A 13,892-nucleotide genomic window follows, 5' to 3' on the forward strand; every position below is an offset into this window, starting at 1 on the left:
GCTGCTCCTTGTTATCACTATACTCTCGCCACTATCAATCTCTCGCCAGTATCAATACGCACATTAGCCGTAATAAAATTTGGCTAATGGCCAAGAATATAGCCTCTTGTGTCATGCTAGAGGCTGAGTGTTTTAGCGCTACTATTCAGTTAAAAAGCCGACTAGTAGCGCATCTTTAAAGCTTAATTAATCAACACTTTATAAAAGGCATGATCAAAAGCTTGATAACAACTTAGAAGCTGTATTGATAACCAACAATCGCTTGTTGCGGTTTCGTTGGGCGTGCACCAAACGGGCGACGACTAACAATTTCTTGTTTATCAAACACATTGTCTAGTTTTAGGTAAACACTACCATAGTCACCAAAGTCGTAGCTTGCCGACATATCAACCACAGTTAATGACTCTGTTGTCACACCTGATAGCACCACACCGTCACCAGAGGCTTCTAGCATTTCATCAATGTAACGAGCCACTAAGCTAACTTCCCAGTCGTTGCTGGCTAAACCTAAGCTGACAGAAAGCTGGTTTTCAGGCAGGTAAGGCAGTGCGTCGCCTTCTTCAACAGCGCCCCACATCGGGAAGTCAGAAACAAAGCTCGTATCAAACTCACCGTCTATGTAGGTGTAGGTAATTGAAGTTGGTACATCAATACCCCAATCCGTTGCAAAAGTGTGCGAGGCCGCTAATTCTAGCCCCAGTACACTGGCTTCACCACTGTTAAACTCGGCATCTAAGTTACCACCACAGGCAGATGCCGCTGAGAATGAGCAGCTTTCTTTCAAGCTGTCGAAGTCGTTGAAAAAGACAACCGCTTCTAACTGAGAATTACCGTTGTGATAGCGGGTACCAACTTCATAGTTCACACTGTTTTCAATATCAACTTCTGGGCTTTCTTGTGGGCGAGTCGGTACAAAACCTTCGTGTACACCCGCAAAGAAGCCTAACTCATCAGAGTATTTGTAGAATACACTCGCACTTGGTAACCAGATTCTTGAATCTTTATTCAGGTAGTCGCCTTCACTGCCCGGTGCTTCATTCTGATATTCAGAATCAATAAACTCACCGCGAATACCTAAGGTAAATTCAAAGTCATTCACGTAAATCGTATCTTTCAAGAATACCGCTAGTGCTTCGCTTGTTTCGCGGTTACTGGTTGTCGCAACTTGTGGCGAGCCATCAGACACTAAGTTACCAGAGCGCATAAAGAAGGCATCTTCAGTATGGCGACGGCGAATTTGGTCTTTGTGAAAGCGGAAACCCGCGTTAACTTGGTGCTTAAGGCCAGCTAGCTCAACATTGTAGTAAAGCTCTGATTGAATACCTTGTGAGTAGAATTCGCGGTAATTATCACCCACTAACAGCTTTTCAAATTCTTGTACTGAGTCTTGTTCGCCAGTCAAAATGCGATAAAAACGCGCATTCACTTCATCTTCAGGATTCGCCAGAATCTCTTGCAGGTCGCGATTAACTAAGCCACCTTTGAAGCTATTAAGCTTAAACCAAGAGCGGTCAAAGTCGTTGTGATAAACACGTGTTGTCAAATCAAAGGTATCGTTGCCGATAAAGTGGGTAAACATAAACTGTTTATGTTCCCAGTCCATCAATGCCAGTTGGTCGGCAGCGTAGCGACGATTCGGGTTTTCAGCAAAATCTGCATCCGTTAAACCTAAGTAGGTTTCATTAGATTCTTCATCAGCATAGGCAAGCTTTAATTCGATAATTTGACTGTAACCACCGCCAGAAAGGTCGTAGTTAAACTTCGCCATAATATCGTTTTTCTCAAAACCAGTATCACCACCACCATCAAGTTCTTTAAAGCCATCAGAGCGTAAGTGAACACCTTCAACCACATAACCAAAGTCGCCATTAGTGCTGCCAAAGTAGGCTTTGGCACGACCAAAACCATCACTACCTGCCGCTAAATCAATCGAACCTTCTTGGGCCTGAGGTACTTGGCGAGTCACTAAGTTAATGGCACCCGCAACAGTATTGGGGCCATACTTGGTAGCCGCAGGGCCTTTTGATACTTCAACCGAAGTGATTTTACTCATCATCGGGAAGTAGTAGGCTGCTGGCGCTGAATAAGGTGCTGGGCCAATCAGAATACCGTCTTCCATCACGGTTATTTTCTGACTACGCTCAGGGGTTGCACCACGAAAACCAATATTTGGACGCAAGCCAAAGCCGTCTTCTTCACGAATATTGACACCTGGTACGCTGTAAAGCACACGGTTAATATCGTTAAATTTGAACTTCTCTAGCTCAGCTTCTCCAATTACCGTAGTTGAACCAGGTTCAGTACGTAAGCGATTGTCGTTGCCTAATATTTGAATGCGTTCGTAATATTCAGCAGGCTTGTCATCATCTGGGTTTTCATCAGCAAAAGCTGGCATAGCAACAGACGAAAGCGCTGTCGCGACCGCTAAGGCAAGCGTAGTTCGGTTGATTGTTTTATTGTTATTTGTCAAAACAGCCATGATTAATCGTTATCCCCTGCTGAAGTTTGCGGTAATTCAAGCGCTAAACTATTAATAAAATCAGCTTTCAGCGTATCGGTAACGGCTTTCACGCGCGCGTGACTTTCTGTCACTTGTGCTTCGTTATCCTCCAACGTTTGCGCTAAGGTTTGCTGATAAGCTTGAATGTTACTGATCGCCGCTTCAACGTCAGTCGTCATCGTTGTGGCCGTTCCAGAATCGCCTTGATCAATCAGGAAGTCAGTAAAACCAATACCTTCACCACCTGTTAACAGCTTTTGGAATGCCAACAAGTTGTTTTCAATATTGTCGAGTGAGTTATTCGCATAGACTGACTCAACCGCTTCAGGACATGCCTCTGCACCACAAACATTGGAGAATAACCCAAGTGGTGCCGCCAGCTTGCCATCTTTAGTTGCGGTGTCGATGTAGAACAGTGCGTCACTAATACGGTTAATTGCTTCAAGCTCTGTACTAAATTGATTTCCCGACGTTCCCGCTTGTTTCAATTCACCAGCAAACCCGTTGTCGCCATTCCATTCATTAACTAACTCCTGCGCACTGGTGCTTAAATCGCGTGAAACTTCCGCTGCAAACATACAACGTGCCTCTTTGCGAGCTTGATCAGTTTCGCTATTCCAACCTTCTGGTTGAGCGCCAACAGTACAGCTGTGATCTAGGTTCTCATTAAACAATAAGTACTCTAGCGCAGCTAAACCTCGTCGACTGGCAGCACGGTTAGCAATGTCATAAGGCTGGCCATTGATACTACCTGTGCGAAAGTTAATAACTTCAAAGTCTACGTTACAAGAGTTTGCTAAAGGCCAGACATAAATTTTATTACGCAAAAAACCACCGTTGCTTACCAAAGGCCCTACTTGCATAACTTCTGCTTGTTGCCAAATATTCATACTGGTGCGCCAGCTTGCTTGTGCCGCCGTTAAAGCGGTATCTACTTGCTCACTAGTTGCGTTACCTTGCCCAGCAGCCACTTCCACTTGACAGTAGCTTTCCACTGCAGACACTTGTGCGCCAGTAGCTTGGACAAATTGTTCGAACGTTGGACTAATCACGTTATCAGCTAGGTTTTCTAATAGCGCTTTTTGTTCAAAACTCGGATTAGGAGTCGTTGGTGGTGTCGTAGGAGGCGTTGTTGGTGGTGTAGTTGGAGGTGTTGAACCGCCATTAAAATCGGGGCCCGCGTCACTGCTAGTGCTTTCACCACAGGCGCTAAGAACAAGCGCACTGGCTATGGCCACTGGTAATAGCGCGCGTTTAGTATGAACAGACATATGTAAACCTTTTTGTAAATTACCACTTATTTCTATCGCCCACAGTACTCATATTTTTTAGGGCAATAAAAACAAAACAAGCCTTGGGTCCTAAGAGCCAAGGCTTAAATTACTTTAACTTATTGATTATTGGTGTTTTACCAGTTCTCAACATTTTCCGCGTCAAATTCGTATGCTGCTTGAAAGATATCACGAGCTTTATCTAAATCAGCAATGTAAGCATTTACAGCTGTCATATCTGTTGAACCATTAGCAAGTAATACTGGCTTGATTCCCATGTAGCTGTGAACTTCAGCAAACTGAGCTTCAGTTAACGGAGAGTTCTCATTAAACTGCAAACCAAGTGCAAAACCTTTCATTTCTGAGAAGTGCTTAGCAACATCACCAGAGTTGTAGTCAGCGGTACCTGATTTTTCTAAGTCATTGGTTACATCATTAATGTAATGAACAACCGTTGCTGCAATTGCTTTTTCCCAAGCCATTGTTGATTGGCTAACATACGTTTCAATCATGGTTTGTTGATCATCGCTGATCGTTGTATTTGTGCGCATAATTTCACGTGCTGCAATGAACGCTTCCATAGCATCTTTTGTGAAATCAGTTGGGTTAGTGTTACCCGCTGTAGCACGGTCACGTTTAGCTGCATTTACTGACGCGCTAAAGTTGTACTCTGAAAGCAAGTTAATTTTACCGTCGCCATCAGTGTCGTGCTTACCTTGGTAATCATCACGACCACCTTTTTGCGCAATTTCGTCATCGCTATATTCGATGTAGTCACGTGCTGCACCGAAGTAACCGAAGCCTTCGTCATAACCGTGCTCTAACAATGTATCTGTACCACCCGAGCTACGAGCCTGTGTGTTATCACGATCTTGGCCAATACCTTCGTCTAAGTAGTCATCAGTACCTTGAGAGAAGTTAACACCCATTAATAGGAATTTTTGGATAAGTTGTTTTAAATCAGTACCGTTAGTATTGATATAAACAGTGTTAATCACTTCATCCGTAGCTTCATCACGACGTAGGTCACCACTTAGTACCATGTCTGCGTTGTCAGCTAGTTGCTTGAAGAACTCAGCCACTAAGTTGGTTGGCGTCATACCGTCAGTCCAACCAGCAAAGCTTGAACCATCGTTCCAATCTTTGTGCATACGAGAAGCGTCGTTACCTGCAAGCTTACCGCGTAAATCTTTATGGCTGCCAGAGATCGCACCAATCGTTGGTTGTAATGCGTCGCTTTCGAATGTTACTTGTAAGCCAGCACCAATGTTTGCTTGGTTAGTATCGTAGTGGTATAGCGTGTAGTCTTGACCTAAGCCGTCAGTTGCTGATGAGTCTAAGCCATCATCGGCACTGCTTAAGTGGAAGAAAGAGTAAAGTTTATTGATAACGTCTTGACGAGTTCTTAGTGGACCATTTGTGGCGTCAAGTTCACTTTGTAAATCGTTTGCAATGTAGTGGTTAAGCTGAGCAATTTGTGCCTGGCGTGCAGTTTGACCGCTGTAGTTTACACCTGACTCACCGCTAACAAACTTACTTTCAAATGTGTAAGCGTCTAATACGTCGTTCACGTTAATGGTTAATTCTTCTGAATAAGTTGCGCCATCTGAGTCAGCAACCGTTACATTAACTGTTAACGATTCGTTTTGCTCGAAGTTTGCAGCAACACCGTCAGCAAGTTTTAGATCGTCACCATCAATTGCGAACACATCGCTATCAACGGTAAACGTCATAGCACCACCTTCAGCATCAGTAGCTGACAGCTTACCTACTACAGCACCCGTTGCGTTTTCATCAACACTGCTGTTATCAATAGCGATATCAGTTGGAGCAGTATTTGGCGTTGGCGTAGGGGTTACTGGATCTGTATCGTCAGAACCGCCGCTGCTACCGCCACAGGCAGATAAAGTTAACGACGCTAAAATAGCTGTAGTAATTAGAGACTTTTTCATTTTCGAGATTAACCTTGTTGTTAGTATTGAGCGCATCCCCATAAGTTATAGGTTATTAAATGCTCATGCGTAAAGTTATGTAAATTTTGTAAAGCATACTAGCACAAAGATAAATGCAAATGCGAATAAATATCATCAATAACTTTATGTTTGTTGTTTATGATCAATATTCGATTTTTGATTCTAAAAATATTAAGGGGTATCGCGCGACGACTATTCGACTATGATGTCAGCAGACTGCGCCGTATTATCGCGTGCATTGTCGCACTTAACATTGAGTTCCATCAAAGAAAATAACTGTTGATTCACTCGATTAACATCGAAGTAAGTTTCGACAAATTCTCGACTCTTTTGAGCCATCACAGGCCATTCATCGCTGTTTTCAATAAACCAAAGCATAGCGTTGGCAAGCGCATCCACACTTTTGCTTGGCACTAACTTGCCATTCTCGCCGTTAATTACAGTATCGCGACACCCTGGAACATCGGTTGTTAAAATGGGGCGGCCTATGGCCATTGCTTCCAGCACAGTTCTGGGCAAACCTTCATGATAAGAAGGTAGTGTATAAATATGACATTGTTCGATAAATGGGCGCACATCCTTTTGTTCACCCAAATAATCAATGTACTCTCGCCATTGTCCAACATCATCGGATTTAAGCCCGTCAGGTGAGGGGTCAAAAGGACCTACAAGCTGAAAATTTACTTCAGGATATTTAGCTTTAACTTGTTGCGCAGCTTGGGCGTATTCTCTGATGCCTTTGTCACCCAATAATCGGGCGATCAAAAGAAAAGTTATAGGCTTTTCAGGCAACGGTTGTTGAACATAGTCGGTAAGCGATACGCCTGAACCATGAACTCGGCCAGTTTTTTCAATATTTACTAACTTTTCATCAATAAATATCTGCTTGTTTTCGTTATTCTGGAAAATCACTTTGCTCGCTGAACATAAGCTAAAACGATATAAACATTTAACCAAGCCTCGTATTAGTCGCCTTTTAAACGAGCCTTTTTCAAACGCATAACCTAAGCCAGTTATCATCGCATAGAACTGAGTTCTGGCAATTAGCTTGGCCGCAATGCCTCCCCAAATAATTGGCTTGATAGTATATGCGAGGATCTTGTCAGGCTGCTCAGCACGAAACAGTTTTAACAATTGCCAGAATGTTGTGAGATCCGCCAAGGGATTTAGGCCATTACGCTCAACCTTATAGCCAACAAAACGAGCGCCTATAGCCTCTACCTGCTCAACAATATCGCTAGTGGCATATGCCGTTGATACCACAACATCATGCCCTTGAAGCACTAATTGCTCAATTAAGACACCGCGAAATTTAATAATGGAATCAGGAAAGGCGCCAAGAATCATTACTTTCATTTACTTAACACCTCTCACTTCTGCCCTAACAAACACATTGTTCAAAATACCTTTAATCCATTGTTTTTCCTGTTTATTGATGAATAACCAATAAATCAGAACCAAATAACCCATAAGAAAAAGAAGGCACTGGCAGATTAAGCCAAACCAGCCACTAAACTCAGGTATAATGAACGCAGAGCCTACAATGGCAATACTTAGTACTGGCAACATAAGAACAGCGGTTTCATAGTAAAAGCGCTTGATTTCTATACCTAAGCTGGCTAGGTAGCGGCTAATTAATAAAACTTCACCGATAAGTAAGGTCGCTGCAGTACCAATCGCGGCGCCAACCAGCCCATAAATATTAACTAAGAACACCGAGAACATGACATTTAGGCATGCAGTAGCCAGTAAAATAAGACTTTTTGTTTTGTGTTTATTCATTCCGTGCAGTAATGCATTACTAGCACTGAGCGTTAGTACAAGGGTGAAAGGTATCATAGGAAGTAATGCGACCCAGTAAGCTAATTGAAACTCTGAACCAACAAATAGTTGGATAAATTGCTGTCCAAATAGAATAAAAATACCGAGTACAAACGCCAGAACGATCAACTGCATTCGACCGACTTTAATAAGCTCATCGGTTAATTGTGTCATCGTTGCTTTCGCTGTCACCATGCTGATTATTTTCGGTGCGAAAACGTTTGAAATCGTACTGGCAAAGGCAATAAAACATAGAATAAGCTGAATACCAACGCTAAAAATAGCTACCGCTTCGCTGCCTTGCATGTAGCCAATAATAAGGTTATCAACACGCCAGTTTATTTGATTAACAATCACAGCAAGTGCTACAAACCCACTAAAAACAGCTACCTCTTTCAAAGCTGTAAAATTAAAGCCTTGGAATGAAACTTTGAACTTAAGTTTCCAGAAAACAAAATAGATACGCATCAAGGCTTGGCAAACATTAATAACAAGGTCTATTAACGCAATTTCGATCACGCCGTAACCAAGCAATAATGCACCAACAACCAGCGAGCAGCGGAGCAAAAAGAATGAAATTTGAGAGCTTTGCTCAAAGACAAACTTTTCGTGCGCAGTAATAATGCCAGTAAAGCTGTTACTCATTAGAGTCACAATCACACTAAGTAGCAATAGCGCATAGCTTTGTTTGAGTAGGCTTACTTCCTCTAAGGTCAAGCTCTCAGCAAACATGCTGGGTAAATGCCACCAGATATAGCTGCCCACCGCAAAGACAAGCATTGCAATTAACGTGTAGATAAACAGTACATTACCCAAAAACTGATGTTGGGCCGGTACGTCATTTTCCGCACGATATTTCGAAATAAAACGAATAGTTGTATTTGATAAGCCAAGCTCAAGTATGACGAGATAAAGTGCTAATGAAGAAACTAGGCTGTAGATCCCGTATTCACTGATCCCCAAATGATGAATCATAAAAGGGATCAGCAATAAACCAAGAATATTTCTTAGCGTAATAGATAAGTAGCCTAACGCCACACCTAGGCTGCGCTGTTTAGCGTCATTCATGTTTGGCTCGGCAGGTATTTAAGATAATCATTAGTAACAACAAGTAGCTGGTATATTTACCTAAGTTCTGTAAGCTCAAGCAATATAGACTGAAGACAATAAGCGGTAACAAACTGATCGCATAAATTTGCTGAGTCGAGGTTCGAATTTTTTCAGCTTTAAAGCACAGATAAAAAAAATAAAGAAAGATAAAACTGCCAAGCAGACCAAAACTGACAAGCAACTCGATATAGGTATTGTGGGGGCCAACGATTTCAGTAAATACGTTATTGTTCAAGAAGAAATGGTTATAGTAACCAAGGTAACCATTGATTCCTGCACCAAAGAGCAGAAAACTTAAATCTAACTGCGTAAACAGGGTTAAGTATTCCACAAAAATAGTACTGCGAGCTCCAGTCAGATCGGCGGCATTATCGCTAGAGAAACGCTCAAAAATTGCCAGCTCAGTAGTCGCACCATGCCAATAGAGTACAAAGCCTACTGCCACTAAAACTGCAAAAAATACAACACTTCGATAGACCATTTCCCCGATAGCGGTGCGAAAATACAAAACAAAGTAAAGCAACAAGCTAAAACTCGTGACCAAGAAAAAACTTCTAGAAACAGTTATTGCCCCAACTCCTAATAATGCCGCACAAAGCGCCAATTGGGAGATTGAAATCTGCTCTCTAGGCTGACTGGGTAAATAAAAAAATACCAATAACAAGCAAAATAACCCGAAATTGTTTGGGTCGCCGGCAGCGCCAGAAAAGCGTTGTATAACGTTAGTGTTATATACCACTTCGGGATGAAATACCTGACTAAGCAGGCCAAATAAAGTCGAAAATACAAAGCCAAGTAGAAATGCAAACCGCAATTGTGCAAAACTGGCATATTTTCTCTTGTCAAAGATCAGCATGACCACCAACAAAAATAGTAATAGCCAACGAATAGTTTTGCTCGAGAACACCACTGGATTGTAGATGATATGCAGCAATTCAAAGCCAATCAGTACAAGTGCAGCAACAATGCCAGGAAGGTAGTATTGGCTCCTTCCGCCTTCAGTTAGCAGGTAACGCCCTAACACAGCTAAATAAATCAAAGTGGCTAGAGATACAGGCAAATAAGGATTTGTCGAAAACGGTGCCAAGCATGGGATCAAGAAAATTATCAATTGAATACTGCGAGAGAAAGGCAACAAGCCTGCAACAGCAACCCCAATAGCGACTACGGCTAACATTAGAAAAGCTTGTTGCGTGATCGCTAAAAGTAAAAAAATAAAGCCTATTAGCATAAGCTCGATGGGAAATTTCTTTACTGACCCCAAAGTTAACTTCATTGGATTTGATAAATACCGATAAGCTTATCGACGACGTCATCAATGGAGTAACCATGACGTGAAAAACACGCCTGCGCCTCGCTATCTAATGCTTTGGGTGTCATAAGGTTTAATTGTTCAGTCCAGCGATTAGGCTCTGACAATGACAGAAATTTCAAGCTGCCCATTCCCATGTCTACTTCTTTTGCGACAGTGTTTGACACTAAACATGGAAGATTACTTGCCTGCGCTTCTAGCAGAGCAACTGAAACACCCTCAAAAACTGACGGCATAATAAAAGCGTCAGCGATGGCCATAAGCTTAGCAATCTCATTATTTGACGCCAGCAGGGAAAAACGCTGATGAAGATTAGCAGACTCAATTTGCTTCGCGACTTCTGTTTTTAACGGGCCATCACCTACGCAAACAAAATGAATATCGTTGTCTAAATTCTTATCTTGCGCCAAGGCTAGCAAAAACTGATGGTTTTTTACCTTAGAAAATCGGCCGACATGTAAAACCAAATGTTTGTGCTTAGGTAGCTGATATTTCTCGTAAAGTGCTTTTCGGCTATCGTCGGACAAATTGGGCAGGTTATATTTTTTTACGTCGATAGCATTATTTAATTGTTCAAAGCGACGTTGACCAAATAAGAAGCTTCCAGCTTCTTGACCACAAGCAACATATTGATTGCTAGCTGCTCTCGTTAACTGCTTAATCACCCCAAATAACGGTCGTAGCCATTTTGCCTCTAAACCTGCAGTATGAGAATGGCAAACTCTTACTGGTACATTGGCGAGCTTTGCTTGCCATAACATGACCACATTCTTAAAGCTGTTGTGCACGTGAATGGCTTGATAGCGTGTGCCATTATTTAGTATTTTTCGAAATGCAGCCATATAATTGAGCGGTTGCTGCCTAAAAGTGGGAAGAATAAAAACACAGCCGCCTAAAGCAGTAATTTCCTGCGCTAGCGGGCCGTCATTAAAGCTAATAAAGTCAAACTGCACAAGGTTTCTATCTAGCGCTCGATACCAGTTCATGACCACAGAGGAAATGCCGCCTAACGCTAAGCTGGGGATAACCTGTAATATATGATGCTTAGCCATGAGCGTTATATGCGCGAATCAAAGTAGAACGGGTTTGTTCTAATGTATAACCTCGCTGCTTAAGCTGGTTATCAATTCGGTGTTTGGGTAAAACAGGAATATTTGCCGCCTTTTCGATGGCAACTTGCCAATCACTTATCGGCCTCTTCAAATCAATAAATTGGCACATTCCTAGACCAATATCAGCTTCTTCTGGTAAGCCTGTCGACAATACACAGGGCAAACCTGCGGCCTGAGCCTCCAAAGCAAATACACCAAGCCCTTCGTTAAAACTGGTCATCAAAGCAACATCAAACATGCCCAAAATATCTGCAATGTCGTTGCGCTTTCCCCAGAACCTTACTTTACCTTGAAGTTCATGGGCAGACACTTTGCGTTCCATTTTATTACGCAATTCTCCGTCCCCGATCAAATGCAAACATACCGCTTTACCAGCTATCTTAAGGTTTCGCTCAGTTATAAATTGCAGCAATTCAACTAAAAACTGATGGTTTTTAACTGGGGAAAATCGAGCAATACAAACTAGGTTCAACGTATTAGTGGGCAAACCAAGGCGACGCTTATCTGAGTCGCTAAAGTTTGTTCGATGTTGAACTTGCTCAAAGTTGAAAGCATTGGGAAGACAATCATATTGGCTTTTATGACCGAATAAGAAGCGCCCTGCATCGTTTGAAATCGCAAACTTATGGGTCGCACAAATATTTGCTAAGGTGCGTCCAAGAGCAAACATGGCTTTAGTTTTGAAGCTAATTTCGTTAGTACTTTTATTGCGCGCATGAACAACGCGTACTTTTAGACCTGCTAACCACGCAATGAAAACCGCTATACCAGAGTAGTATGAAGTATGGGCATGCAACACATCATATTGGGGCGCACATTTTAGTAGACGATATAAGCCTAACAAATTAGACAGCAGGCCATGCCTAGGATTAGGAATGTGATGAATTGTGCCTCCAGAGGTTAAAATTTCGTCGCTAAAGTAACAGACTTCATCGGTCATAATCACAAACTCGTTGACAACCCCTGTGCCTTCTTGCGTACGATATATATCCATCATACGACTTTCTGCGCCACCTAAGTTAAGGTTGGCGAATAAATGCAACACTCTAATCATGCGCTCACAACTCGTCGCGCAGGTATTCCCACCACCGTAGTGTTTGACTCCACGTCCGAAAGCACAACCGAGTTAGCGCCAATTTTAGCGCCATCGCCAATCGTCACGGGTCCAAGTATTACAGCACCAGCGCCGATGAATACCCCTTTACCTATAGTTGGCACACCGTTTTCGTCTCCTGTTTTACCATTGCCACCTATTGTGACATTTTGATAGATCAAACAGTCATCCCCTATTTGCGCATCACGGTGAATTACAACACCTAAGCCATTGTGAAAGAAGCCAACATTTTTGCCAATATCAGCGGTATATTTAAGATCACAGGCAAAAATAATTCGGCTAAGTTTATAAATAATCTGGGGAATTAAAGGAATGCGTTTGAGATAAAGATACCGCGCCAAGTAATACCAGCGAACAACTGCGTGCATAGAGGAATAAGTTTTTTGATTTTTATTATGTAATCAATTTACTATGGTTGAAAATTAAAATAAAGCACTCTAGTGCTGAACTCAAAATAAGAATAATAATGATAAAAAGACTATTTGATTGCACTATCGCAGTCTCTGTTTTGCTGCTTTTATCACCTTTGATAATCCTTGTCGCAATACTAGTTCGCATCAATTTAGGCAGCCCGATTCTCTTTAAACAACCAAGACCTGGCTTGCACGGTAAGACCTTTCATATGGTCAAGTTTCGTTCAATGACCAGTGAAACAGATGCTGAAGGGAGCCTTCTGCCAGATGCAGAGCGGTTAACTCGATTTGGTAAATTTCTACGTGCATCAAGCATGGACGAACTACCGGGTCTTTGGAATGTATTAATCGGCAACATGAGTTTAGTGGGGCCAAGGCCCTTATTGGTTGAATACTTGCCACTTTATTCACAAGAACAAGCCCGTCGTCACGACGTTAAACCCGGAATTACAGGTTGGGCGCAGGTAAATGGCCGCAATGCGCTGAGCTGGCAAGAGAAGTTTGACCTAGACATTTGGTATGTAGATAACCAATCATTTTGGCTCGATATTAAAATTCTGTTTTTAACCGTTTACAAAGTGTTAAAACGCAGTGATATATCAGCGCAAGGTCAAGCCACTATGACCAAATTTACCGGAAATAGCTGATGACTAAGCTAATGATTATTGGCGCAGGGGGTCATGGCCGTGTGGTTGCCGATTGTGCTGAGACAATGAACAAATATGATGAGATTGTATTTGCTGACGCAATTTACCCTAAAGAGACAATAAATAGCCGTTGGCCAACCGTTACAAGTGACAAAGATTGGTCAAAATATCTAAAGCATTACGAATTTATTGTTGCCGTCGGAAACAGCGACACTCGGCTTGCAATAACACAAAACATTGCTAACACCGGTGGACGATTAGCAACACTTATCCACCCTAGAGCTATAGTCAGTCCTTACTCAACGATTGGTCAAGGCTCAGTAGTGTTTGCCAATGCTGTTATTGGTATTGACAGCCTAATCGGGGTGGCCTGCATTATTAACCACAATGCGACCGTAGACCACGACTGTCAGCTCGGCGACGCCTGTCATATCGCTCCTGGTGCAAATATTTCTGGCGAAGCCACGTTAGGTAACAAAGTTTGGGCTGGTGTAGGTTGCAGCGTTATTCAGTGCTGCAAACTAGCAGATAACGTTTACCTAGGTGCAGGTACGGTTGTTATTAAAGATATTGAGCAAGCTGGCACCTATGTCGGTAATCCAGCACGAAAGTTATAAGG

General features: G+C 42.4%; 11 protein-coding genes. 2 read left to right on the forward strand and 9 right to left on the reverse strand.

The annotated features are described in order from the left end of the window. Positions 1–232 precede the first annotated feature (232 nt). The 9 genes from ACSLUR_RS08965 to ACSLUR_RS09005 form a co-directional block, all read right to left on the reverse strand. Complete coding sequence (locus tag ACSLUR_RS08965) at positions 233–2,479, reverse strand: TonB-dependent receptor family protein (protein ID WP_448553769.1); 2,247 nt, start codon at positions 2,477–2,479, stop codon at positions 233–235. Between the two features lie 2 nt (positions 2,480–2,481). Next, positions 2,482–3,771 (reverse strand): imelysin family protein, encoded by a 1,290-nt coding sequence (locus ACSLUR_RS08970; RefSeq protein WP_448553771.1) that lies wholly within the window; start codon positions 3,769–3,771, stop codon positions 2,482–2,484. A 137-nt stretch (positions 3,772–3,908) separates the two neighbouring features. Further along, on the reverse strand, positions 3,909–5,723 hold the full coding sequence (locus ACSLUR_RS08975) for a DUF4856 domain-containing protein (protein WP_448553773.1): 1,815 nt from the start codon (positions 5,721–5,723) through the stop codon (positions 3,909–3,911). 213 nt (positions 5,724–5,936) lie between these two features. Then, complete coding sequence (locus tag ACSLUR_RS08980; RefSeq protein ID WP_448553775.1) at positions 5,937–7,100, reverse strand: glycosyltransferase family 4 protein; 1,164 nt, start codon at positions 7,098–7,100, stop codon at positions 5,937–5,939. Continuing rightward, positions 7,101–8,633: an oligosaccharide flippase family protein gene (locus ACSLUR_RS08985; RefSeq protein ID WP_448553778.1), complete on the reverse strand. Its 1,533-nt coding sequence runs from the start codon at positions 8,631–8,633 to the stop codon at positions 7,101–7,103. It abuts the gene before it with no gap. Further along, positions 8,626–9,852, reverse strand: a complete 1,227-nt coding sequence (locus ACSLUR_RS08990; RefSeq protein ID WP_448553780.1) for an O-antigen ligase family protein — start codon at positions 9,850–9,852, stop codon at positions 8,626–8,628. The genes ACSLUR_RS08985 and ACSLUR_RS08990 overlap by 8 nt, the downstream gene beginning before the upstream one ends. 95 nt (positions 9,853–9,947) lie before the next feature. Beyond that, on the reverse strand, positions 9,948–11,039 hold the full coding sequence (locus tag ACSLUR_RS08995) for a glycosyltransferase (RefSeq protein WP_448553786.1): 1,092 nt from the start codon (positions 11,037–11,039) through the stop codon (positions 9,948–9,950). Beyond that, a complete protein-coding gene (locus ACSLUR_RS09000; RefSeq protein WP_448553788.1) occupies positions 11,032–12,153 on the reverse strand; it encodes a glycosyltransferase in 1,122 nt (373 codons plus the stop codon). Before ACSLUR_RS09000 ends, ACSLUR_RS08995 begins: the two co-directional genes overlap by 8 nt. Continuing rightward, on the reverse strand, positions 12,150–12,581 hold the full coding sequence (locus ACSLUR_RS09005; protein ID WP_448553790.1) for a serine O-acetyltransferase: 432 nt from the start codon (positions 12,579–12,581) through the stop codon (positions 12,150–12,152). The genes ACSLUR_RS09000 and ACSLUR_RS09005 overlap by 4 nt, the downstream gene beginning before the upstream one ends. 98 nt (positions 12,582–12,679) lie before the next feature. Between ACSLUR_RS09005 and ACSLUR_RS09010 the strand changes: the two genes are divergently transcribed. Together ACSLUR_RS09010 and ACSLUR_RS09015 are read left to right on the forward strand one after the other, a co-directional pair. Next, a complete protein-coding gene (locus ACSLUR_RS09010; RefSeq protein ID WP_448553792.1) occupies positions 12,680–13,273 on the forward strand; it encodes a sugar transferase in 594 nt (197 codons plus the stop codon). Continuing rightward, a complete protein-coding gene (locus ACSLUR_RS09015) occupies positions 13,273–13,890 on the forward strand; it encodes an acetyltransferase (protein ID WP_448553794.1) in 618 nt (205 codons plus the stop codon). The genes ACSLUR_RS09010 and ACSLUR_RS09015 overlap by 1 nt, the downstream gene beginning before the upstream one ends. Positions 13,891–13,892 lie beyond the last annotated feature (2 nt).

The organism is Thalassotalea montiporae (assembly GCF_053485855.1).

Coding starts and splice junctions, on each gene's coding strand:
- ACSLUR_RS08965 (WP_448553769.1), bottom strand. CDS start 2,479: ATGGCTGTTTTGACAAATAACAATAAAACAATCAACCGAACTACGCTT.
- ACSLUR_RS08970 (WP_448553771.1), bottom strand. CDS start 3,771: ATGTCTGTTCATACTAAACGCGCGCTATTACCAGTGGCCATAGCCAGT.
- ACSLUR_RS08975 (WP_448553773.1), bottom strand. CDS start 5,723: ATGAAAAAGTCTCTAATTACTACAGCTATTTTAGCGTCGTTAACTTTA.
- ACSLUR_RS08980 (WP_448553775.1), bottom strand. CDS start 7,100: ATGAAAGTAATGATTCTTGGCGCCTTTCCTGATTCCATTATTAAATTT.
- ACSLUR_RS08985 (WP_448553778.1), bottom strand. CDS start 8,633: ATGAATGACGCTAAACAGCGCAGCCTAGGTGTGGCGTTAGGCTACTTA.
- ACSLUR_RS08990 (WP_448553780.1), bottom strand. CDS start 9,852: ATGTTAGCCGTAGTCGCTATTGGGGTTGCTGTTGCAGGCTTGTTGCCT.
- ACSLUR_RS08995 (WP_448553786.1), bottom strand. CDS start 11,039: ATGGCTAAGCATCATATATTACAGGTTATCCCCAGCTTAGCGTTAGGC.
- ACSLUR_RS09000 (WP_448553788.1), bottom strand. CDS start 12,153: ATGATTAGAGTGTTGCATTTATTCGCCAACCTTAACTTAGGTGGCGCA.
- ACSLUR_RS09005 (WP_448553790.1), bottom strand. CDS start 12,581: ATGCACGCAGTTGTTCGCTGGTATTACTTGGCGCGGTATCTTTATCTC.
- ACSLUR_RS09010 (WP_448553792.1), top strand. CDS start 12,680: ATGATAAAAAGACTATTTGATTGCACTATCGCAGTCTCTGTTTTGCTG.
- ACSLUR_RS09015 (WP_448553794.1), top strand. CDS start 13,273: ATGACTAAGCTAATGATTATTGGCGCAGGGGGTCATGGCCGTGTGGTT.